Origin of the sequence: Oceaniglobus ichthyenteri (assembly GCF_003057885.1) — a bacterium.
GTDB classification, from domain to species: Bacteria; Pseudomonadota; Alphaproteobacteria; order Rhodobacterales; family Rhodobacteraceae; genus Oceaniglobus; species Oceaniglobus ichthyenteri.
In genome coordinates, this window is sequence record NZ_QAGK01000011.1 from 81,366 (window position 1) to 102,284 (window position 20,919).

Genomic DNA, 20,919 nt, shown 5'->3' on the forward strand with positions numbered 1-20,919 from the left:
CAGGGGGAAAAGGTTGTTGCGCCCCCCGCTCCGGGCTAGGATAAGCCCCATCATGTCAAACCGCCATATCACCCATTCCTTTCCGGCTGATTTTTCTGCCGAACCTGCCCTGCCCTCAACCGTAGGGAGGTGCAGCGAATGCCCGATTCGTCACAATGCGGTATGTTCGCAATGCGAATCGACCGAGTTGCAGCAGTTGGAAAACATCAAGTATTATCGCAGTTTTGCGCCCGGTCAGCCGATCGTGTGGCGGGGCGATCGGATGGAGCATGTGGCATCGGTGGTCAGCGGTGTCGCGTCGATCAGTCAATCCATGGAAGATGGCCGCACGCAAATGGTGGGCCTTTTGATGGGCGGTGATTTCATCGGCCGACCGGGGCGCGAGGTGGCGCCCTATGACGTCACCGCCGTCAGCGCGGTCACGCTGTGTTGTTTCCGCCGTCGTCCGTTTGAAACGCTGTTGATGACCACGCCCAATGTGGCCCGGCGCCTGTTGGAAATTGCATTGGATGAACTGGACGCTGCGCGCGAATGGATGCTGCTTTTGGGCCGCAAGACCGCGCGCGAAAAGATCGCCAGTCTGCTGGTGTTGATTGCCCGGCGCAGTCATGTGCCCGGCACCGCGCGCACCACACCGTTTGAGTTGCCCCTGACGCGCGAAATGATGGGCAATTATCTGGGGCTGACGTTGGAAACTGTCAGCCGCCAGATTTCGGCGCTGAAGGCCGCCGGTGTGATCGAGGCCGATGGCAATCGCGCGATTTCGGTGCCTGACATGGCGCGGTTGCGCGCCGAGGCTGGCGAAGATGACTTCGCCAGCGGGGGCCACTGAACCGGGTGCGCCCATAGCGTTAGTGCGCCATGAGGATAGGCAGCGGGCTGTGTTCCAGCATCCGCCGGGTTGTACCGCCAAGGATATACTGACGGGTGCGCGAATGGCCGTACCCGCCCATCACGATCATATCCGACCCTTGCGATTTCGCCTCGGACTGGATCACGTCTGAAATGCGCTGACCGCTTGATGGAATGACCGAAATCCGTACCTTTGCGCCGTGGCGCGACAGGAACGCCGCCAATGCGCCGCCGGGGTCCGACCGTTCCGGGCCATGGGAGGGCGGATCGATGACGCAGATCAGAACCTCGTCCGCCTCGGCCATGAATGGAATCGCCGCGCGGGCGGCGGCCATGGCAGGCGCGCCCTGATCCCAGGGCAACAGGATGTTCTTGGGTGGCGCGGCTGTTTTCGCGCCTGTGGGCAACACCAGAACCGGCGCCGCGCTATCCAGCAGCACCGCCTCAAGCGCGCCGACATCCACCGATACGGCATCTTTGCCATAGGGCTGTGGCAACACCGTCAAATCACCGAATCGCGCCCGTTGCACCAGGGCATGCCCCACATTTGCGGAAGGCGTGACAAAGGACACATCATCCCAGGTAATGTCTTCTGCGGCCATACGTCGCTTGAGCGCGTCTGCCATATCCTTGACGGCGGCATCGGCATCGTTGAGCGCGGTGGTCAGAACGACGGCGTTCATCCCCGCATAATACACCCCCGGATCAACCGCGTTTACCCCGGCCAATACAACCGTCAGGTGCGCGTCCAACCGGCGGGCCAGATCAATGGATGCATCCAATGTGCCGGTCTGGTCGGTTTCGCTGTGTATCAAGGTTGTGAGCGTGCGAAAGGCCATCTTGGGTCTCCTTCTACATGGTTTACCCGCCAAGTTTGCCATGTGTGGCAGGTTGGCACCTTGACGGGTATCATTGCATTGGGTGATTAGTGTTGATCCAGATCAAGGCGCTGTCAAATTCGATACCGCATTCCTGACCTGTGAACAGGGCTGGGTACGTGCGATTCGTGCTTGGTGAAATTCGAAAGACGGGGAACACGTATGTTCAACACATTTAAACTTATCATCTTTGGGGTGATCGCGCTGTGCGCCGCGATTGCCGCCAATTACGGGCGTGATATCGCCTATCAGGTGCATGCAATCATCATCATGCTGGCTGCCGCCGGCATGTTCATCATGGTTTTGCGCGGGTTCGATGACACGCCGCGCGTCGATGACCGCACCGGATATATGGACGGCGTGATCCGGTATGGCGTGATTGCCACGGCTTTTTGGGGCGTGGTCGGGTTTCTGGTGGGAACCTATATCGCGTTTCAGCTGGCCTTTCCGGTCTTGAATCTGGATTTTGCACAACCTTTTACAAACTTTGGCCGTTTGCGCCCGCTGCACACCAGCGCGGTGATTTTCGCGTTTGGCGGCAATGCCCTGATCATGTCGTCGTTTTACATCGTGCAGCGCACCTGTGGAACGCGTCTTTGGGGCGGCAATCTGGCGTGGTTCGTTTTCTGGGGCTATAACCTGTTCATCGTCCTGGCGGCGACCGGATATGTTCTGGGCGCGACCCAATCGAAAGAATACGCCGAGCCCGAGTGGTACACCGATATCTGGCTGACCATCGTCTGGGTGTCGTTCCTTCTGGTGTTCATGGGCACGCTGTTCACCCGCAAGGAAAAGCACATCTATGTGGCCAACTGGTTCTTGCTGGCGTTCATCATCACGGTTGCGATGCTGCACCTTGTCAACAACATCAGCATTCCTGTTTCGATCTTCGGCAGCAAATCCGTACAGCTGTTTTCAGGTGTGCAGGATGCGATGGTACAGTGGTGGTATGGCCACAATGCCGTTGGCTTTTTCCTGACCGCCGGGTTCCTGGGGATGATGTATTACTTTGTGCCCAAACAAGCCGGTCGCCCCGTGTTCAGCTATAAGTTGTCGATCATCCACTTCTGGGCACTGATCTTTCTTTATATCTGGGCGGGTCCGCACCATTTGCACTATACCGCACTGCCCGATTGGGCCGGGACATTGGGCATGGTGTTTTCGATCATCCTGTGGATGCCCAGCTGGGGTGGCATGATCAACGGTCTGATGACGCTTCAGGGCGCGTGGGACAAACTGCGTACCGATCCGATCATCCGGATGATGGTGGCTTCGCTGGCGTTTTACGGCATGTCCACATTCGAGGGTCCGATGATGTCGATCCGCGCTGTGAACTCGCTGTCGCATTACACCGACTGGACCATTGGTCACGTGCATTCCGGTGCCTTGGGCTGGAACGGCATGATCACATTCGCCGCGCTGTATTTCCTGACTCCGCGTCTGTGGGGCCGTGAAAAGATGCATTCGATGGCGGCGATCAACTGGCACTTCTGGTTGGCCACGATCGGCATCGTTTTGTATGCATCATCGATGTGGGTCAGCGGCATCATGGAAGGCCTGATGTGGCGCGAGGTGGATTCCCAAGGGTTCTTGGTCAACTCGTTCGCCGATACGGTGTCCGCGAAATATCCGATGTACGTTGTGCGCGGTCTGGGCGGGGTCATGTACCTGGCTGGCGGCATGCTGATGTGCTGGAACATGTGGATGACGATCCGCGGAGGTGCCCGTGTAAAGGCCCCCGTTGGCGTCCCTGCAGAATAAGGAGGCCGCAGATATGGCCAATAATACAAAAATCCCGGATCCCGAAAACGATCCAAATGTCAGCACCGTAAAGGATTTTCCCGAAGAAATCCCCAACGAGCTGCCGCACCAGTCGTCGTTTCTGGCGCGTCACCAGATCATCGAACGCTCGCCGACTTTGCTTTTGGTGTGTTCGCTGCTGGTGGTGTCGATCGGCGGGATCGTGGAAATTGCACCACTGTTCTACCTGCAAAACACCATCGAAGAGGTGGATGGCATGCGCCCCTATTCCCCGTTGGAATTGACCGGCCGTGACATTTACGTGCGCGAAGGCTGCTATACCTGCCACAGCCAGATGATCCGCCCCATGCGGGACGAGGTTGAGCGGTACGGCCATTACTCGTTGGCGGCGGAATCGATGTATGATCACCCCCACCAATGGGGCAGCAAACGCACCGGGCCCGATGTGGCCCGGGTTGGCGGGCGCTATTCCGATGCCTGGCATGTGGACCACCTGAAGGATCCGCAATCCGTGGTGCCGGAATCGATCATGCCGAAATATGCGTTTCTGGCAGATACGCCGATCACCGGTGAATATGTCGCTGATCTGCTCAGCACCCACCGCTTTATCGGCACACCATATACCGACGAGATGGTGGAACTGGCCCAGGCCGATTTCATCACCCAGGCCAACCCGTTTGGTGATGGCGATATTGATGGGCTATTAGAGCGGTATCCAGGGGCCGTGGTCAGCAATTTCGACGGTCAGGATCGCGTCACCGAAATGGATGCGCTGATTGCTTACCTGCAAATGTTGGGTACTTTGGTCGATTTCTCGACCTTCACGCCTGACGCCAGCCGATAGGGGGCACCATGGAAACATATACTTTCCTGCGCTACGTGGCTGACAGCTGGTTTTTGCTGGCTATGACGTTGTTTTTTCTTGGGGTTATTGCATGGGCATTCCGCCCGGGCAGCCGCAAGACACATGACGATATCTCGCAGATCCCCCTGCGCGAAGAACTTGAGACGATAAAGAAAGGGGGCAAGAAATGAGCAACAAAAAAGAAACCGACCAGATCACCGGTGTTGACACCACCGGCCACGATTGGGACGGCATCAAAGAGCTGAACAACCCGTTGCCGCGCTGGTGGCTGTGGTGCTTTTACGGCACCATCATCTGGGGCGTTGCCTATACCGTGGCCTATCCGGCCTGGCCGATGATCTCGGGCGCGACAACCGGTTTGCTTGGGTATTCGACCCGGGCCGAAGTTGCCGAAAACATCGCCGCAGTCGAAGAGGCGAACGCCGAACTGACAGCGAAGTTGGCCTCGGTCGATCTGACCGTTCTGGCCGATGATCCCGATTTGAACCGGTTTGCCAGTGCGGCGGGGGCGGCGGTGTTTCGCACCAACTGTTCCCAGTGTCACGGGTCGGGCGCGGCGGGGGCCTTGGGGTATCCCAACCTGCTCGATGATGATTGGCTGTGGGGGGGTGATATCGAAAACATCGCCTATACCGTGCGCCACGGCATCCGCAACGAGGCCGATCCTGACGCGCGTTGGTCAGAAATGCCCGCATACGGCGAAGTGTTCACCGACGAGGAGATCACCCAGGTGGTCAACTATGTTCAGAACATTTCAGGGCAGGACCACGACGCAGCCTTGGCCGAGGCGGGATCCGAGCTGTTTCTTGACAACTGCGCGGCGTGTCACGGTGACGCAGGGATGGGCGACCCGGAATTGGGCGCGCCAAACCTGACCGATGCACTGTGGCTGTATGGCGGCAATGCCGAAGCGTTGGAATACACCGTGCGCAATGCCCGCTTTGGGATCATGCCGCCGTGGACACCGCGCCTGTCGGATGCCGAAATCAACGCTGTCGCGGCCTACGTTCACCAGTTGGGCGGCGGCGAATAATCGAACACCAGAGGCAAAGTTCCCCGCCTCTGGTCACACCTCTGCCGGTCCCTCCTGTTCGCACTCGGGGATGGGCGGGGGTGTTTTCATATGGGTCAGGCAGATTGGCGGTGCCCTGCGTCAGAAGGGCCCTTTGACATTCTGCAGGACGATACCCAATTTGACGTGTAATGTAATGCGATCAACGCTTTTCATGGCCTTGGCCGCCGGATCGACCGAAACCGCGAACAGGTTCGGTTTGGTTGATCTGCATCAAGGCCAACAGCCTAATTCAGCTTTACACCAGCATTGCGAATAAAACCGGAGCCGCACCATGGCCACAGATACCCCCCCATCGCTTTACGCCGCACGGGAACCGATCTTTCCCCGCCGGGTCAACGGATTTTTCCGTAAGTTCAAATGGTGGATCATGATTGTCACCCTTGGCATTTACTATCTAACCCCCTGGATCCGTTGGGACCGTGGGCCTGCCTTGCCCGATCAGGCTGTTTTGGTCGATCTGGCGGGGCGGCGGTTCTATTTCTTCTGGATCGAAATCTGGCCCCACGAATTTTATTTCGTCGCCGGACTGTTGATCATGGCGGGGCTGGGATTGTTCCTGTTCACCTCGGCCTTGGGGCGGGTGTGGTGCGGTTATACCTGTCCGCAAACCGTGTGGACTGATCTGTTCATTCTGGTGGAACGCTGGATCGAAGGTGACCGCAACGCCCGTATCCGTCTGCACCGCGCCAAATGGGATGCGCGCAAATGGATGCTGCGGCTTAGCAAATGGTCGGTCTGGTTGGTGATTGCCGTGGCCACGGGCGGGGCTTGGGTGTTTTACTTTGCCGATGCGCCGACCCTGGCCAAAGATCTGTTCACCTTCGGTGCGCCGGGCGTCGCCTATGCCACCATCGCGATTCTGACGGCCACGACCTTTGTGTTTGGCGGGTTCATGCGCGAACAGGTGTGTATCTATATGTGCCCCTGGCCGCGGATTCAGGGCGCGATGATGGACGAAGGCACGCTCACCGTTGGCTACCGTGACTGGCGGGGTGAACCGCGCGGCAAGCACCGCAAGGGCGCCCGCGCCGCTGCGGCCACACGCACCGCCACCGCCTATGGCACACCCGAAAGCGATCTGCCGCCCGAACCCGAGGCACAGGTAGGCGATTGCATCGATTGCATGGCCTGCGTCAACGTCTGCCCCATGGGCATCGACATTCGTGATGGTCAGCAGATGGAATGCATCACCTGTGCGCTGTGCATTGACGCCTGTGATGATATCATGGCCAAAATCGGCAAACCCCGTGGTTTGATTGATTATCTGGCGCTGGATGATGTGCCGCCCACGGCGCGCGGTGATTTGGCGGCGGTGCGCCCCCTTGGAACCGATTCAACCGATGACCGATCCGTGACCGTGCCCGTCGAAGGCCGCATTCCCGACGCGCCCTATGCCGGGGCCGCCCCGGTGATCACCACGGGTGTTGGCGATTGGAAACCAAAACCGGTATGGAAGCACATCCTGCGCCCGCGCACGATTATTTACACATTCCTGTGGACATTGATTGGCATCGGCCTTGTCTGGGCGTTGTTCGTGCGCAGCGATATCGGCCTGACCGTCGAACCGGTGCGCAACCCGACCTATGTCACCCTGTCGGATGGGGCCGTGCGCAACGCCTATACCCTGCGTTTGCGTAATATGACCGGACAAGACCGGGAATTCCGCCTGCTGCTGACGTCGGATGATACATTTGCCATCACGCTTGAGGGCGAAGGCGATGCAGATACCGTGATCGTGCCGGCGCAGGAAACCCTGCAACAGCGGATTTATATCACGTCGCGTCCCGAAGAACCCGCCGCCAGCCGCGCCCACACCGACCTGCGACTTTGGGTCGAAGATGTGGTAACAGGCGAACGGGCAGGCCGCGAAACCACCTTTAACGGAAGGGCAAACTGATGCAAAAAGAACTGACCGGGCGCCATGTGGCGATTATTGTGTGCAGCATGTTTGCCGTGATCATCGCGGTCAACCTGACCCTGGCGTTTCAGGCGGTGGCGACATTTCCGGGGCTTGAGGTGAAAAACTCTTACGTTGCGTCGCAAAATTTCGACAGTGATCGCGCCGCGCAAGAGGCATTGGGGTGGGATGTATCGGCGGTGCTGGATCAATCCGGCACCCTGCGTCTGACCTTTGGCACCGAAACCGGCGTGGCACAGCCCGATATCACCTATGCCGTGTTGGGGCGGGCCACCAATGTGGCACAGGATGTGACGCCGGACTTCACCTTTGATGGCCAAAGCTTTGTGTCCCATGTCGATCTGGGCGAAGGAAACTGGAACCTGCGTCTGGTGGCCCTGGCCGAGGATGGCACCGAATTCAAACAGCGTGTGATCGTCAAGGTGCTGAAATGACAACGGCCTGCCCTGCCTGCGCGACAATGCCCGACACAACGCCGATGGCCGAAGGGGGATTGCAGATATCGCTGCCCACGATCCACTGTGCCGCCTGCATGCGCGCGGTGGAACAGGCATTGGCCGATGTTGACGGGGTGATTTCGGCGCGGGTGAACCTGGGTCTGAAACGGGTGCGGATCGAAACCGCACCCGGCGTCAGTGCCGCGCCCTGCCTGGCGGCAATCCGTGCGGCGGGCTATGACGCACTGGAGCTTGACGGCTCGGCCCTGGGTCAGGAAACCGACCCGACGGGGCGCAGATTGCTGATCGCCATGGGCGTATCAGGCTTTGCAATGATGAACGTGATGTTGCTGTCGGTTTCGGTGTGGTCTGGCGCCGATGTGGTGACGCGCGACATGTTCCACTGGATCTCGGCCGTGATTGCCGTGCCTGCCGTGGCCTATGCCGGGCGGCCGTTTTTCGATTCGGCGGTGTCGGCGTTGAAGGCCGGGCGGCTGAACATGGAGGTGCCGATATCCCTGGCCCTGATCCTGGCCACGGGGATGTCGATTTTTGAAACGGCGCAAAGCGGGCGGCATGCCTATTTCGATGCCGCGCTGTCGCTGACGTTTTTCCTGCTGATCGGGCGCTATCTTGATCACCGCACGCGTATTGCCGCCCGGTCGGCGGCGCGCGAATTGGCGGCGTTGGAGCCGTCGCGCGCCGACAAGATCACGGCGCGCGGCGTTGAAACCGTGCCGATTGCCGATGTTGCCTTGGGCGATATCCTGCACATTCCCGCCGGAATGCGGGTGCCCACCGACGGGATCGTGACACGGGGCCACACCACCCTTGATCGTGGGTTGGTGACAGGCGAAAGCGCGCCTGTGGCGGCCGGTGTCGGCGATACCGTGGTCGCGGGCGAGGTCAACCTGACCGGTACGTTGGAAATGCGGGTGACGGCGGTGGGGGCCGACACGACATTGCGGCGCATGGCGGCAATGGTCGAAGTGGCCGAAAGCGCGCGCAACAAATATTCGGGTCTGGCCGATCGTGCGGCGGCGGTTTACGCGCCGGTCGTGCATATCATGGCCTTGGTCGCATTGCTGGGCTGGTGGATGTACAGCGGTGATTTGCGGCTGTCGCTGAATATCGCGATTGCGGTGTTGATCATCACCTGCCCCTGCGCCCTTGGGCTGGCGGTGCCTGCGGTCAGCACCGCAGCGTCGGGCCGGTTGTTCCGTCAGGGGATATTGCTGAAAAACGCCACCGCGCTGGAGCGTTTGGCCGAGGTCGACTGTGTGGTGTTTGATAAAACCGGCACCCTGACCGATGGCGCCGCAGCGGCGCAAACCGGGCTGTCGCGCGATGAAATGTCGGTGCTCAAGGCGCTGGCGCTGGCCTCGTCCCACCCGGTGGCGCGGGGGTTGTTGGCCGGGTTGCCCGGCGATCTGCCTGCCGCCGATCTGGATCATATCGAAGAAATCAGCGGCAATGGCGTGCAGGCCAGTTGGGATGGCACGCCGGTTGCCTTGGGGCGGGGCGCGTGGCTGAATACCATCGGCAACCCGACATTGAAAATCGGCACGGCCACGCGGGCCCTGGCGACGGGCGAAACCATGCGTCTTGGCGTGGCCGAGGCCGTGCGCGGATTAAAGGCGGCCGGCGTGCAAACCATTCTGTTGACCGGCGATACCGCCCATGCCGCCGACCGGATCGCGGCACGTGCCGGCATTGCCGATGTGCGCGCAGACATGCGCCCCGAAGACAAGGTGGCGGTGCTTGACGCGCTCAAGGCCAATGGGCGAAAGGTGCTGATGGTTGGTGACGGGCTGAACGATACGCCCGCCTTGGCCAGTGCGTTTGTGTCGATGGCACCCGCCAGCGCGATGGATGTGGCCCGGGTGGTCAGCGACATGGTGTTGCTGAACCCCGATGTGGCGGTGTTGCCTGATGCGCTGGATCTGGCAAAGCGCGCGCGCAAACGGATCGTTGAAAATTTCGCCACAGCCGCCATATATAATGTGGTGGCGGTGCCCTTGGCGCTGTTTGGCTTTTGCACCCCGCTGATGGCGGCTCTGGCGATGTCCACATCCTCGATTTCGGTGCTTCTGAACGCTTTGAGGTTACGCAAATGAATATTCTGGTCGTTCTGGTTCCGGTTTCTTTGGCTTTGGGCACGATGTGGCTTGTCTGGTTTGTCTGGGCGTTGAAGAATGATCAGTTTGAGGATCTGGAAGGCGATGCACAGCGCATTCTGTTTGATGAGGATGATAACGCCCCAAAGGAATAATGCCGGGCAATCCGTGGCGTTTGGTCAAGGGAATGTGTGATGATCATCAAAACGATACGCCCCCGGATCGCGGCCCTGTGCCACATGATCGCGATCGCCTGATGCGCCCCGCCCCGCGATTTTTGCAAGGCGGCATCCCACTTCCGAAATCGGTGTTGTGGATGATTGTCGGGCTGTCGCTGTGCGCGGGGGTCTTGGGGTTTTCATTGGGCCGCGATATCGCCGCGCTCAGCGAAACCGAAGCAATTGCCGCCTATGCCACGATTTATGCCCAGGATACCGGGGGGGATATCAGCGATTGCGCCGCGATCCCCGGCAACGGTGCCGTCTGGTTAATTGTGCGCTGTGGAACCGGCGCGGCATTTCGCAGCTATCGCGTGGCGCGCGACGGTGGGCTGGTCAAGGGCGGCGGCGGGCCTTCGGCCTGATCTTGCGGAAACACCCGCGCCGCCGCTGTATCTGATTGAACTGGCGCGGGCATCCTGGCGCGATTGGCCAAAGGCTCAATCGTTGTACATGCCTTCATAGATCGGGCCAAGTGTGTCGGGATCAAACAGGGATGACACGCTGGTGCCGTTCCAGATGTTCAGAATCGCCTGGGTGAACATTGGCGCGGTGGGCACGATACGGATGTTGCCGGCGGATTTTACGGCGTCGGTGGGTTCAATGCTGTCGGTGATAACCAGCGATTTCATCACCGATCCGGTGATCCGTTCGACTGCGGGGCCCGACAGCACGCCATGGGTGATATAGGAGTGCACCTCTTTTGCGCCGGCTTCGATCAACACTTCGGCGGCTTTGCACAATGTCCCGGCGGTGTCGCAGATATCATCGACAATCAGGCACACCTTGTCGGTCACATCGCCGATCACGGTCATTTCGGCCACTTCGCCGGCCTTTTCGCGGCGTTTATCGACGATGGCCAGCGGGCTGCCCACCCGTTGGGCCAATTCGCGGGCCCGGGCCACGCCGCCCACATCGGGCGAAACGATCATCATCTCATCCATCCGGCCCTTGAACTGATGTTTGATATCCAGGGCAAAAACCGGCGAGGCATAAAGGTTATCCACCGGAATATCAAAGAACCCCTGAATTTGCGCGGCGTGCAGATCCATGGTCAGAACCCGTTCGATGCCTGCCTCAACGATCATGTTGGCAACCAGTTTGGCGGTGATCGGCGTGCGCGCCTTGGTGCGGCGATCCTGACGGGCATAGCCGAAATAGGGGATCACGGCGGTGATGCGCGCTGCCGAAGACCGGCGCAGCGCGTCGGCCATGATCAGCAACTCCATGAGATTGTCATTGGCCGGATTCGATGTAGGCTGAATGATGAACATATCTTCGCCACGGACATTCTCGAACACTTCGACAAAGATTTCCGCGTCGTTGAACCGTTCGACCCGGGCATCCAGCAACTTTGTGCTCATTCCGCGGTGCATCGACATGCGGCGCGCGATGGCTGTTGAAAGAGTGCGATTGGCATTGCCCGAGATCAACTTGGGTTCGGATATGGCTGGCATGAGAGGGGTTCCCGTGGTGGCATTCCATGACGGAATCGTGACGTTGACACCGCTTAGCATGGGGTTAGGGTGACGCAAACCTTTTGGCGGCTGGGAATGACGAAAAATGGCACATATCGACTATTTCTTTGCAACAACTTCGCCCTATACCTATCTGGCGGGCACCCGGCTGGAAGAGATCGCACAGCGCCACGGTGCGACGATCACCTATAAACCGGTGGACATGATGCAGGTTTTTGCACGCACGGGCGGTGCCGCGCCCAAAGATCGCCATATCTCACGACAGGAATATCGGCTGATGGATCTGGCGCGGTCAGCGCAGTTTCTTGAGATGCCGATCAATCTGAAGCCGGCCCATTGGCCCACCAACATGGCCCCGTCGGCCTATGCGATCATTGCCGCGCAATCGGCGGGCACCGGCGATGTCGGGGCGTTGGTTCATGCATTCACCCGCGCCTGTTGGGCCGAAGAATTGGACATTGCCGATGACACCGTCATTCGCGATTGTCTGACGGCGTCGGGGTTTGACCCTGATTTGGCCAACTCGGGGTTGTTGGCAGGGGCCGAAACCTATGCCGCGAATACCGAACAGGCAGTGGCGCGGGGCGTGTTTGGCGCACCATTCTATATTACCGATGATGATGCGCGGTTCTGGGGCGGTGATCGGCTGGCCCATCTGGATGCGCATCTGGCGGGGTAAGCGGGCGGGTTGGTTACAACAGCGCGATGAACCGATCAATCAGGGTCGGATCAATCGACCAATCACACACCAGACGGGCGCGAAATGTGCCATCCGCGGTTTCATCGGCAAAATATACAGCCCCGGCTTTTTGCAAACGGGCATGGGTTTGTGCGGGCAGATCGACGAACATCATGTTGCCCGGCACCGAATAGTTCAGCGTCAGGCCCGCCGCACGCAGCCCATCGGCCAAACGGGCCGCATTCGCGTTGGCCGCCCGCGCCATGGTCAGCCACAGATCATCTGTCAGATAGGCGTGCATTTGCGCGCTGAGATAGCGGTGTTTTGAAAACAGATGCGCGCCACGTTTGCGGCGCAGTTCAAATTCCCATGCCTTGGCGGGGTCGAATATCACCGCGGCCTCAACCCCCAGCAATCCATTTTTGGTGCCGCCAAACGACAGGGTATCAACCCCCAATCGCCAGGTCATATCGGCAGGCGTGCAATTCAGCGCGGCGATGGCATTGGCAAACCGTGCCCCGTCCATATGCACCGGTAGTCCGTGATCGCGGGCCACATCGGTAAGGTCGGATAATTCCGCCAGGCTGTGCAAGGTGCCGGATTCGGTCAGCTGCGTAATCGTCAGTGGGCCGGGTTGCACCCCGTGCACCACCCCGCGCGGATGTTGCGCGATGGCCGCTTTCAGGGCCTCGGGTGTCATTTTACCATCAACCGTTGCGACCTGCGACAATTTCGCGCCGCCGGTGTAAAATTCCGGCGCGCCGCATTCATCGACATCGACATGGGCGGCATCGGCGCAAAACACCGTATCCCATGGCTGTGCCATGATACCCAGCAACAAGGCATTGGCAGCGGTGCCCGTGCCCACAAGATAAACCGCCGCTTCGGGGGCTTCGAACAGATCGCGGATCTGATCGCGCACCTGATCCATCATCGCATCATTGCCGTATCCCGCAGAAAACCCCTGATTGGCGGCGGTCAATGCCTCCATCACCGCAGGGTGGGCCGGGCCCGCATTATCAGAGGCGAAAAACATCAGGTTGGCTCCTCGATGATATAATTTTCCCATTCTTCTTCGGGCACTTCGAATTCCGGAATTGTGAATCCCTGCACCGACACGCCCGCATCATGAACCGACTGCGCCGTGCCGGAAATCAGCGGGTGCCAATGAAACAGCTGTTTGCCCTCGTGCAACAGGCGATAGGCACAGGTTGTCGGCATCCAATAGGCGTTCTTGCCGATATTGCCGGGGGTCAGGGTGATGCATTCGGGTACGAATTGATGGCGGATCGGGTATTGCGAACAATGGCAGCTTTCCCCATCCAACAGGCGACAGGCCACGCGCGTCAGGGCGACTTCGCCGGTGTCCTCATCCTCAAGCTTGTTCAGGCAGCATTTGCCGCAGCCGTCGCACAGGGCCTCCCATTCCTTTTTCGACATGTTTTTCAGGGGGATACGTTCCCAAAACCGGTCACGCAGGCCATCGCGGTTGATCGGGTCAGACATTGGCCAAAATCGCGCGCGCCTGGGCGCTGTCGGCGTCCATTTGGGTGATCAGGGCTTGCAGGCTGTCGAATTTCTCTTCGCCGCGCAGATATTCAACCAGGGCAACCGACAGGTGGGCACCATAAAGATCGCCTTTGAAATCGAACAGGAAGGTTTCGATATTGGGTTCGTTATTGCCAAACATCGGCCGCACCCCGATTGAGCTGACAGCGTCATAACTGCCCTGATGCGAGCCGGTCAGAACATCAACCTTGACCGCGTAAACGCCAAATTTAGGCGGGTGCAGTCCGGCGATCGACATGTTCGCGGTGGGATAGCCCAATTCACGGCCACGTTGCTGGCCACGAATCACCGCGCCTTCGATCCGGTGCAGATGGCCCAGCATCGCGGCGGCGTCACGGGGTTTGCCGGCGCTCAACGCTTCGCGAATCCGGGTTGATGACACGGCGCCCTGATCGGCCTGAAGCAATGGCGCAATGGTCACACCAAACCCCATTTCAGCGCCATAGGTTTGCAGATCGGCGGCGGTGCCCGCGCGCCCCTGACCAAAACAGAAATCAGCACCCACCACCACATGGGACAGGCCCAATCCATCGGCAATCACCTGACGCGCAAACCCATCGGGCGTCAGGGCGGCAAGGCCGCGATTAAAGGCGATTTCATACAATCGTTCGATGCCCAGCTTTGCCAGCCGGTTTGCCTTTGCCTCGGCGTTCATCAGGCGAAAGGGCGGGGCATCGGGGGCAAACACCTGCCGTGGGTGGGGTTCGAACGTCAGAATGCCCAAGGGCCGGTTGAGCCGTGTGGCATGGGTGCGGGCAATATCAATGACCGCCCGATGGCCCGTATGCACGCCATCGAAATTCCCGATTGCAACGCTGGCGCCGCGATCCTGGGGTGAAATAAACTGATAATCACGGATAATTCGCATGCGCACCGGATAGCGGGGCAGGCGCGGCGGCGCAAGCGGTCAGTCGAACTTGCGCGAGGGGGCCAAAACCGTGGCTTCGCCTTTCAAAACCGGTTTGCCGTCAATCAGGCATTTGGTTTCAAGCTGTACCCGACGTTTGGCGTAATCAATCGCCAGAACCGATACTTCGGCGCGCACCACATCGCCGGGGCGCACCGGGGCGAGAAATTTCAACGATTGCCCCAGATAGACGGTGCCATGCCCCGGCAGTTGTTCGCCAATCACCGCCGAGATCAGACCGGCCGTCAGCATGCCATGGGCGATTCGCCCTTCAAAGATGGTGTCGCGGGCGTAATCATCATCCATGTGAACCGGATTATAATCGGTACTGACCTCGGCAAATAATTCAATGTCGCGGTCGGTGATTTGCTTGGTCAGATGCCGCATCATCCCGACTTCCAGATCTTCAATGCAGATTGTTCCCCGTGGCATGTTATCAAGCATTGAAACCCCTCCGCGCAATAAAGCGACACGTTTTGACTTTATGAGGTAACAATATTACTTTGCAGGTGCAGAAATCAAGAAAAATCTGAACCCGTTTTCTGCCTTGAACATTCATCAAGCCACGATTGGCGAACCTGAGAGGTTGGGCAATGCCCATACCCCGCCGCGTTTGCGCACCTGCCGCGCAATTTTTCTGCGCATGCAGCATGAAGCCGCGTGCGCGCAGAGCATCAAGATGAATTATACGAAAGGGCTGGAGCGGGCGGCGGGAATCGAACTCGAACGGATTGAGTGTTGATTAGCAGCGATAATGCGCATTAGCTATTGTGTATGCGCCTGTATTGCGTAGCAAAATGTGAAGCAAATATAACATGGTGAACCCAGACTTCCTACCCAGCAGAATGACGGCCCCGGCCCCGGCGCCGAAGGTGCTGGTCTTAAGGCGTGCTGACCGAGACGTAGTTGATTTTTTTCGCGCCGATGGCCCTGGGCACCTCTCAAGGATGCACGCGGTTTTGCGGGCATCTGTTGATGCTGCGAGGGCGGCGCAATGACCCGCCCCACCGACGCCAACTCCGTTGCGGCAGACGCGCACTATGATCGACCCGAGGCTATCGGCCACGATGATGGCGAGACGTGCAATCGCGTGGTCTAGCCGGCTGAGGGCGCGCCACGCGGGTATCCCCGAGCGCGGGATTTACGACAATAAGCGAACCGCAGTTGACCGCGGGTCGCGGGAAGGAGCTAAAGTCAACATGCTAAGTTACTTATCAGTTGCTGGCGACGTTTTCAACGGTTGCGGAAGGGTGGTTTCGCATCGTTTTCGCGTGCGACTCGTCAAACGTTGACACAGCGTTGACACAAAATGCGCAAGCAAAAGCCCGACTGTTTTGGTCGGGATTTAAGCTTTTGATTTAGCGCTATTTTTTGATTGCGGGAGTAGGATTTGAACCTACGACCTTCAGGTTGTGAGCCGAAATCTCTACAATTACAATAACTTACGAAAAACAAATACTTAGCTGCCAAGCCTTTGATTGAGCGATATTTTCACTTTTGCAAGCATCAGCACTCGCACGGATTTACCGGCAAAACCTGCGCGAAATACGCAGTCGCAGGTTGATGTGGCGTTGATGTAAGCTGACCGGTGGTGCACTGGTCATAATCGGTTTCGGCCTATTGCGGACGTTGGGTTTAAGCCTCCATGAATTTGCGCTTACTACAACTGGGGCCCGGCTTAGAGCTCTTGAAGTAAATCAATAGACGCTTCAGTTAGGACTTGCTCATCATACAGCCGTCTGCTTGCAAGTCGCTCGATGCGCGGATCTGCAATTGAATACTCATTTGACGGCTTCCCACCCGCTCCGCCCTCTGCTTCGCGCTTACCGTTGAGCGATATTGCCCCAGAGTCTTGCCACTTCACAATTCGGTTTGTCGCGCCGCCTGCGCTAAATTTGAAAGCTTGCTGAACTTCTTTGTTAATAAAGGTAGTCTTATCCAACCGTAATATTTGACTCAGGATGTCTTTGTCATATAGCGACCAAATTACATCGGAGACATATTTATCCATTCCAATATCTAAGTCGTTCTCAGAAATAAAGAGGCGATTGTCTGACAATGCATGTGTTGCATCAAACTCTCTCGCAACGGTATCAAGTAGGCGAATGATCTCTCTCGGCGACTTCACGGCCAAAACCAGTATTTGGCCGATCTTTTCGTCCGCCATATCCTCATCTTCAACGAGGTCTGCAAACCCATTAAGTCTATTTGAGCTAAAGAATCTAATCCGTGTATCGATCATCACGCGTAAAAATTCTGGCGTCCACGACACTTCGCTCAAAGCCAGCTTGTCCAGCCGAACTTCAAGCGGTCCACTGGTTAAGTGATCCCGCATGCGATCCCAAAGGAAAAACTGCCACCCAAGCCCTTCAACCTCCATGAGTTGGACATGTGCAAGAAGTGGATATATCAAGTGGGCAGACGTCTCGGGCGAGCTTTGGGTTTTGGGATGCTCGTCGACCTTGTCTACAAAAACTGCTATACCTGAAAACCCGAATACCCTTGCGATTTCAACCAATTTCGCGAGCACGGCCGTACCTGATAGAATTGCACCATTCTCGCTTAGTAGAATTGAAATTTCGGCCTCTAAGCTTCCTGTATTGGCATGTTTTTCGGCCAACCCCGACGAAACTCTTCCAACCATCTGAGCAATAACTGACCACTTTCTGTTGACCCAATTCGATGTACGGCTTTTCCAGTTTTGCCTTAAAATCGTCATTGCAGATCGCTGACTTACACGCCGATTGGCTTCTGGCACCGAGAGGTAGAACGCCCGCACCAAACATAAAAACAGGGCCAACTCGTCTGGCTCCAATAGTTCAACTATATCTTCGGCGTCGTCCTGATCGGAAACCCAAAGTAGTAGTGTTTCCACCACTCTAAAAGATAGTTCTTTGATCAGCTCATCCGAAGTCACGTCATCAACATTACCGTTGTCTAACAGCCTCGAAAAATCGACGAGCGGTACAACCAATGGGACTTCATCTCCATCAGCATGTTTCCTCCAAAGCTCTCGCTCCGTAGATAGGCGAGTTGCTGATTTCCCTGATCCACGCGCACCAAACAAAATATGAGTAGAGGGTGTCAGAGCTCGCCTTTTTGCAACCTCAAAGTAAGGAAGAACCACAGCGTAATCTAAGATATCGGGTTCATTTTCTGCAACGTACTGTTCAAACGGGCTACCGTCGAAAACAAAGTTCTCCTCAAACGTTGGCATGTCTGTTCTCATAATAATATTGTAGGGAGCCTATAACTACGCCAGTCAAACCAAAACCAAAAAATTCACTGAAGTTGAAAGCAACTAAGGTAGGTTCAGCGCCTCATCTTGGAAAAGCTGATCGGGCGTCCATTGTTGAAATTCTACGCCCAATTTTTACTGTAGGGCACAAATTTCGCGCTTACAGCAAAGGTCTGCTTCCGGCCCGAAATAACAGCCGCGTGCATGGCCACAATGCCGTCGCAGACGCTGCCACCAACCTCATCTTTGCTTTTTCCCCAGATTCGTCCGTTTGACCCTCTTGCTCCGAATCGAGCACCCGTGCAGGTTGCACGTGTGGGGAGAGCGGTCCTCAACCAAAAGCAAAACAGGTCTATCGGAAAAACAAATTCGGCCGCTAGAGGCGCGTTAACGCCCGCCAGGTCGTTCCACCCAGACAATTACCCTGCGCCGTCGCGTCGCGGGCTGCAGACGGTTTGAGCTCAGATCATCCTCGGGTCATTTTGAGGAGGTTTTAGCCATGGCCTTGCCGCCCCGCGTGTTTTTCACCCTTCATGAAGCCTCAGCGCGCTGGGGCTGCAACATCGCTGACATTGCTGGTTGGGCTGATGCGGGCAGGATTCGCATTTTGAGCGGGATTCCGCCTGTCTGCTGTGGCGCGGAGATCATTGCAGGCAAGGTCGTGCTGTCGCCTATGGAACTGCTCCCGCTATTCCGCCGGTGTGGGACTGGCCCCTCTGAAGGCGTGATGCGGCGCATCCAACCTCTGGTCGGCCATGACTGGATGCTGATCACCGATCCCGCAGGCGGCATTCCTGTTGCTGTCGCCGACATGATGATCCTCTGGCTGAGGGGGTTCATGCTTTTGAGGATGAAAACGATATGGTTCGGCGCGTGGCGGCTGGGCCTGGCGCGTCAACATCCTATGACTGGGAGGGGATGACGGTTGCCCTGATGCTGCGCATTCACGGCGACGGGCTGCCCGCGACCCAACCTTCACGCCCGCCGGAAGCGCGATCAGTGCCCGTCCACCACTGCCAAGATCCGCGCAAGCGATTCGGACTCCACGCCCACCGGCACGGTGACCCGGCGCCCGTTCGGCGGGGCTATCTCAACCTGAGAGCCCGGAGGCGGACAGGGATCGACTGAATTGGTCTGCAGCGCGGGCGCTTTCGTCACGGTCACCGGCGCGAACGATACCGGGCGAGAAGACCCAAGCTCACCGTTTCGGTACTGCCGCCGCCAGGTTGTCAGCAGCGACCGGCAAATGCCATGCCGCCGCGCTGTGGCTGCCGCCTGGCGGTGGCCGATAAAGCTTTCATCCACAATGCGCAGTTTATCATCATCTGGCCAATACCGGCGGCGATCACCGTCAGCGGCGGAAAGAACTTCGATTTGAGGGCGGTTGATAAAGTCGGACATAAGGTCGGACTTACCATCGGATCGATCCCGAAATCAGACGGCCGCCGCCGGAGGCTTACGGCTCAACTATATCCAACCCGGAAAGCCCCAGCAGAACGCCTATATCGAACGCTACAACCGCGTAGTTCGAGGTGAATGGCTTACCAATACATCTTTGAAACCATTGAGGAGGCACAGGATCAGGCCACAGAATGGCTCTGGACATATAACAACGAGCGACCCAACATGGGCATCGGCGGCATCACACCCGCAATGAAAATGAAAACAGCCGCCTGAATTCAACGGCTGAGCCCCATTAAAAATGGGGGAATTACCCCATGCGGCCTAAGTTGCTGACTGATCAGATTTCTCCAGATGTGTGATGGAGGCACCCTAGATCGCCACCTCACTCACAATCTCATGCAGATGCGCAAGAGACGCCCCGTCGCCATATCGCTCGTGTGTCAGCTTGTGACCCATGAGGGCGCGCCTTATCCGCTCGTCAACGCCTGCGGCTAAAAGCCGATCCTCAAACGAATGGTGCAGACAATACATGGTGTGCACGGGCGTTGGCAGGGTGATGTTGTTGTGGAGGTACTTATTCAACAACCCCGATAACCCCCGCTATCCCGGTATCGTGGAAACCCGTCAGGACATGCCTGAAATGCCTCAAGGTTCAGCCCGTCCAGCGACCCCGGCGCCAGCAGGGTGCTTTTGATTCAGTCTTGACTAAAAGAGACGCGTGTAACTTCGGTATCGTCGCGGATCGAAAGGCCAGTGAGCGGAAGTGATAGGTTAAGTCTTTTTTGCTCATTCAAGGGTTCAGGAAATTTGCAGGCATCCCCTTGTATTTATTGGAAGAATTTATGGTCAGCCCCTCATTCTGTATCCGGCACTTCCACCATTTCTTGAAATCAAGCGCGTCATCACCGTTGGTGTCCTCAAGTGGAATATCCCTGATCAAGTCGATGAAGTTCCTGATTGTCTTCTTGCGGCCATTCTTCCAGATCCTGGTCTTTGCTTTTGCCCCATGTGCGTTCTTCCGCGAGCGTCCAGAACAGATCGAGCGCTGCACTGACGGTTATTTTTGGCCGCGCCGCGCCACCAAGGATTGCCTCCATGTCGAAGCGGTCAGGACGACCGGCGCGGGTTCGCCCCACCGCCTCGATGCGCTCAAGAAGCTGATCGGCGGGCAGGGCGGCAACCCGGTCAATGGGCAGGAACCGAAACCCGCGTGACTTCGCCAGATCGCGTGCCGTCTTGAACCGGGCCTGGGCATCCTTTGTGTCTCCCGCCAGCTTCGCCTCCCATGCACTGACCATGGTATCGCAAACGCCCTGGGCCTTCGCCGTGGCCTCGGTCAAGCTTTCTGTGTTGAGGCTGACCCACATTTCCACGCGGTCCTCAATGCTGGAAGATCGCGGAGGAACGCGCTTCTTGATGTGGTATGTTGTGCCGCGCAGGATCGGCTTAATCGGTTTTGCCATGGCCACCACTATCGCAGCACAGCCCCCCTACGACGGGCAAGGTGCAAAATGCGTAGCAGG

At 57.8% G+C, this 20,919-nt stretch carries 22 protein-coding genes and 1 pseudogene; 14 read left to right on the forward strand and 9 right to left on the reverse strand.

Annotated elements, in window-relative coordinates:
- The first annotated feature begins 52 nt into the window (after positions 1-52).
- The gene (fnrL, locus tag C8265_RS15415) at positions 53-832 is read left to right on the forward strand and encodes a transcriptional regulator FnrL (protein WP_108484911.1); all 780 of its coding nucleotides are present in this window, start codon (positions 53-55) and stop codon (positions 830-832) included.
- A gap of 19 nt (positions 833-851) precedes the next feature.
- Here the strand turns inward: fnrL and C8265_RS15420 are convergent, their stop codons facing one another.
- Entirely contained in the window at positions 852-1,691 is an 840-nt protein-coding gene (locus C8265_RS15420; RefSeq protein WP_164512353.1) for a universal stress protein, read from the reverse strand.
- Positions 1,692-1,892: 201 nt separating this feature from the next.
- Between C8265_RS15420 and ccoN the strand changes: the two genes are divergently transcribed.
- From ccoN to C8265_RS15465, 9 genes are all read left to right on the forward strand, one after another.
- On the forward strand, positions 1,893-3,491 hold the full coding sequence (gene ccoN / locus C8265_RS15425; protein ID WP_108484913.1) for a cytochrome-c oxidase, cbb3-type subunit I: 1,599 nt from the start codon (positions 1,893-1,895) through the stop codon (positions 3,489-3,491).
- Between the two features lie 13 nt (positions 3,492-3,504).
- Positions 3,505-4,335 carry a cytochrome-c oxidase, cbb3-type subunit II gene (ccoO, locus tag C8265_RS15430; protein ID WP_108484914.1) on the forward strand — a complete coding sequence of 277 codons (831 nt, stop codon included), beginning with the start codon at positions 3,505-3,507 and terminating at the stop codon, positions 4,333-4,335.
- An 8-nt stretch (positions 4,336-4,343) separates the two neighbouring features.
- A complete protein-coding gene (locus C8265_RS15435) occupies positions 4,344-4,526 on the forward strand; it encodes a cbb3-type cytochrome c oxidase subunit 3 (RefSeq protein WP_108484915.1) in 183 nt (60 codons plus the stop codon).
- Entirely contained in the window at positions 4,523-5,389 is an 867-nt protein-coding gene (ccoP, locus tag C8265_RS15440; RefSeq protein ID WP_108484916.1) for a cytochrome-c oxidase, cbb3-type subunit III, read from the forward strand. The genes C8265_RS15435 and ccoP overlap by 4 nt, the downstream gene beginning before the upstream one ends.
- Positions 5,390-5,702: 313 nt before the next feature.
- The gene (gene ccoG, locus C8265_RS15445; RefSeq protein ID WP_108484917.1) at positions 5,703-7,328 is read left to right on the forward strand and encodes a cytochrome c oxidase accessory protein CcoG; all 1,626 of its coding nucleotides are present in this window, start codon (positions 5,703-5,705) and stop codon (positions 7,326-7,328) included.
- Positions 7,328-7,783 (forward strand): FixH family protein, encoded by a 456-nt coding sequence (locus C8265_RS15450; RefSeq protein ID WP_108484918.1) that lies wholly within the window; start codon positions 7,328-7,330, stop codon positions 7,781-7,783. Before ccoG ends, C8265_RS15450 begins: the two co-directional genes overlap by 1 nt.
- The gene (locus tag C8265_RS15455) at positions 7,780-9,903 is read left to right on the forward strand and encodes a heavy metal translocating P-type ATPase (RefSeq protein WP_108484919.1); all 2,124 of its coding nucleotides are present in this window, start codon (positions 7,780-7,782) and stop codon (positions 9,901-9,903) included. Before C8265_RS15450 ends, C8265_RS15455 begins: the two co-directional genes overlap by 4 nt.
- The gene (ccoS, locus tag C8265_RS15460; protein ID WP_108484920.1) at positions 9,900-10,058 is read left to right on the forward strand and encodes a cbb3-type cytochrome oxidase assembly protein CcoS; all 159 of its coding nucleotides are present in this window, start codon (positions 9,900-9,902) and stop codon (positions 10,056-10,058) included. The genes C8265_RS15455 and ccoS overlap by 4 nt, the downstream gene beginning before the upstream one ends.
- Before the next feature lie 77 nt (positions 10,059-10,135).
- Positions 10,136-10,486: a hypothetical protein gene (locus C8265_RS15465; RefSeq protein WP_126623182.1), complete on the forward strand. Its 351-nt coding sequence runs from the start codon at positions 10,136-10,138 to the stop codon at positions 10,484-10,486.
- A 75-nt stretch (positions 10,487-10,561) separates the two neighbouring features.
- Here the strand turns inward: C8265_RS15465 and C8265_RS15470 are convergent, their stop codons facing one another.
- Positions 10,562-11,578, reverse strand: a complete 1,017-nt coding sequence (locus C8265_RS15470; RefSeq protein WP_108484922.1) for a ribose-phosphate pyrophosphokinase — start codon at positions 11,576-11,578, stop codon at positions 10,562-10,564.
- Between the two features lie 106 nt (positions 11,579-11,684).
- Here C8265_RS15470 and C8265_RS15475 point away from each other — a divergent pair, with 106 nt between their 5' ends.
- Complete coding sequence (locus C8265_RS15475; RefSeq protein ID WP_108484923.1) at positions 11,685-12,278, forward strand: 2-hydroxychromene-2-carboxylate isomerase; 594 nt, start codon at positions 11,685-11,687, stop codon at positions 12,276-12,278.
- A gap of 13 nt (positions 12,279-12,291) precedes the next feature.
- Here C8265_RS15475 and C8265_RS15480 read toward each other — a convergent pair whose 3' ends face one another.
- The 4 genes from C8265_RS15480 to C8265_RS15495 are packed head-to-tail and all read right to left on the reverse strand — an operon-like array spanning position 12,292 to position 15,198.
- Positions 12,292-13,314 (reverse strand): threonine aldolase family protein, encoded by a 1,023-nt coding sequence (locus tag C8265_RS15480; protein ID WP_108484924.1) that lies wholly within the window; start codon positions 13,312-13,314, stop codon positions 12,292-12,294.
- Positions 13,314-13,784 (reverse strand): YcgN family cysteine cluster protein, encoded by a 471-nt coding sequence (locus C8265_RS15485; protein ID WP_108484925.1) that lies wholly within the window; start codon positions 13,782-13,784, stop codon positions 13,314-13,316. Before C8265_RS15485 ends, C8265_RS15480 begins: the two co-directional genes overlap by 1 nt.
- Positions 13,777-14,715, reverse strand: coding sequence for a bifunctional riboflavin kinase/FAD synthetase (locus tag C8265_RS15490; RefSeq protein ID WP_108484926.1), 939 nt, complete (start codon positions 14,713-14,715; stop codon positions 13,777-13,779). The genes C8265_RS15485 and C8265_RS15490 overlap by 8 nt, the downstream gene beginning before the upstream one ends.
- A 39-nt stretch (positions 14,716-14,754) precedes the next feature.
- The gene (locus C8265_RS15495; RefSeq protein ID WP_108484927.1) at positions 14,755-15,198 is read right to left on the reverse strand and encodes a MaoC family dehydratase; all 444 of its coding nucleotides are present in this window, start codon (positions 15,196-15,198) and stop codon (positions 14,755-14,757) included.
- 401 nt (positions 15,199-15,599) lie between these two features.
- Between C8265_RS15495 and C8265_RS20010 the strand changes: the two genes are divergently transcribed.
- Complete coding sequence (locus tag C8265_RS20010; RefSeq protein WP_420818874.1) at positions 15,600-15,752, forward strand: BrnA antitoxin family protein; 153 nt, start codon at positions 15,600-15,602, stop codon at positions 15,750-15,752.
- A 680-nt stretch (positions 15,753-16,432) separates the two neighbouring features.
- Here the strand turns inward: C8265_RS20010 and C8265_RS15510 are convergent.
- Entirely contained in the window at positions 16,433-17,971 is a 1,539-nt protein-coding gene (locus C8265_RS15510; RefSeq protein WP_108484931.1) for a hypothetical protein, read from the reverse strand.
- A 520-nt stretch (positions 17,972-18,491) separates the two neighbouring features.
- On the opposite strand from C8265_RS15510, the gene C8265_RS15515 reads away from it, so the two are divergent.
- Positions 18,492-18,914 (forward strand): hypothetical protein, encoded by a 423-nt coding sequence (locus tag C8265_RS15515; RefSeq protein ID WP_108484932.1) that lies wholly within the window; start codon positions 18,492-18,494, stop codon positions 18,912-18,914.
- Between the two features lie 74 nt (positions 18,915-18,988).
- Here C8265_RS15515 and tnpA read toward each other — a convergent pair whose 3' ends face one another.
- Entirely contained in the window at positions 18,989-19,393 is a 405-nt protein-coding gene (gene tnpA / locus C8265_RS15520) for an IS66-like element accessory protein TnpA (protein ID WP_108484933.1), read from the reverse strand.
- A gap of 55 nt (positions 19,394-19,448) precedes the next feature.
- Between tnpA and C8265_RS15525 the strand changes: the two are divergent.
- Positions 19,449-19,669 (forward strand): annotated as a pseudogene (locus tag C8265_RS15525) (integrase core domain-containing protein); the annotation flags it as partial.
- A gap of 644 nt (positions 19,670-20,313) precedes the next feature.
- Here the strand turns inward: C8265_RS15525 and C8265_RS19805 are convergent.
- A complete protein-coding gene (locus tag C8265_RS19805; protein WP_240611111.1) occupies positions 20,314-20,868 on the reverse strand; it encodes a hypothetical protein in 555 nt (184 codons plus the stop codon).
- Positions 20,869-20,919: the final 51 nt, after the last annotated feature.

Excerpts from the sequence above, each read along its gene's own strand:
- fnrL (WP_108484911.1), top strand. The coding sequence starts at position 53 with ATGTCAAACCGCCATATCACCCATTCCTTTCCGGCTGATTTTTCTGCC.
- C8265_RS15420 (WP_164512353.1), bottom strand. The coding sequence starts at position 1,691 with ATGGCCTTTCGCACGCTCACAACCTTGATACACAGCGAAACCGACCAG.
- ccoN (WP_108484913.1), top strand. The coding sequence starts at position 1,893 with ATGTTCAACACATTTAAACTTATCATCTTTGGGGTGATCGCGCTGTGC.
- ccoO (WP_108484914.1), top strand. The coding sequence starts at position 3,505 with ATGGCCAATAATACAAAAATCCCGGATCCCGAAAACGATCCAAATGTC.
- C8265_RS15435 (WP_108484915.1), top strand. The coding sequence starts at position 4,344 with ATGGAAACATATACTTTCCTGCGCTACGTGGCTGACAGCTGGTTTTTG.
- ccoP (WP_108484916.1), top strand. The coding sequence starts at position 4,523 with ATGAGCAACAAAAAAGAAACCGACCAGATCACCGGTGTTGACACCACC.
- ccoG (WP_108484917.1), top strand. The coding sequence starts at position 5,703 with ATGGCCACAGATACCCCCCCATCGCTTTACGCCGCACGGGAACCGATC.
- C8265_RS15450 (WP_108484918.1), top strand. The coding sequence starts at position 7,328 with ATGCAAAAAGAACTGACCGGGCGCCATGTGGCGATTATTGTGTGCAGC.
- C8265_RS15455 (WP_108484919.1), top strand. The coding sequence starts at position 7,780 with ATGACAACGGCCTGCCCTGCCTGCGCGACAATGCCCGACACAACGCCG.
- ccoS (WP_108484920.1), top strand. The coding sequence starts at position 9,900 with ATGAATATTCTGGTCGTTCTGGTTCCGGTTTCTTTGGCTTTGGGCACG.
- C8265_RS15470 (WP_108484922.1), bottom strand. The coding sequence starts at position 11,578 with ATGCCAGCCATATCCGAACCCAAGTTGATCTCGGGCAATGCCAATCGC.
- C8265_RS15475 (WP_108484923.1), top strand. The coding sequence starts at position 11,685 with ATGGCACATATCGACTATTTCTTTGCAACAACTTCGCCCTATACCTAT.
- C8265_RS15480 (WP_108484924.1), bottom strand. The coding sequence starts at position 13,314 with ATGTTTTTCGCCTCTGATAATGCGGGCCCGGCCCACCCTGCGGTGATG.
- C8265_RS15485 (WP_108484925.1), bottom strand. The coding sequence starts at position 13,784 with ATGTCTGACCCGATCAACCGCGATGGCCTGCGTGACCGGTTTTGGGAA.
- C8265_RS15490 (WP_108484926.1), bottom strand. The coding sequence starts at position 14,715 with ATGCGAATTATCCGTGATTATCAGTTTATTTCACCCCAGGATCGCGGC.
- C8265_RS15495 (WP_108484927.1), bottom strand. The coding sequence starts at position 15,198 with ATGCTTGATAACATGCCACGGGGAACAATCTGCATTGAAGATCTGGAA.
- C8265_RS20010 (WP_420818874.1), top strand. The coding sequence starts at position 15,600 with ATGACGGCCCCGGCCCCGGCGCCGAAGGTGCTGGTCTTAAGGCGTGCT.
- C8265_RS15510 (WP_108484931.1), bottom strand. The coding sequence starts at position 17,971 with ATGCCAACGTTTGAGGAGAACTTTGTTTTCGACGGTAGCCCGTTTGAA.
- C8265_RS15515 (WP_108484932.1), top strand. The coding sequence starts at position 18,492 with ATGGCCTTGCCGCCCCGCGTGTTTTTCACCCTTCATGAAGCCTCAGCG.
- tnpA (WP_108484933.1), bottom strand. The coding sequence starts at position 19,393 with ATGTCCGACTTTATCAACCGCCCTCAAATCGAAGTTCTTTCCGCCGCT.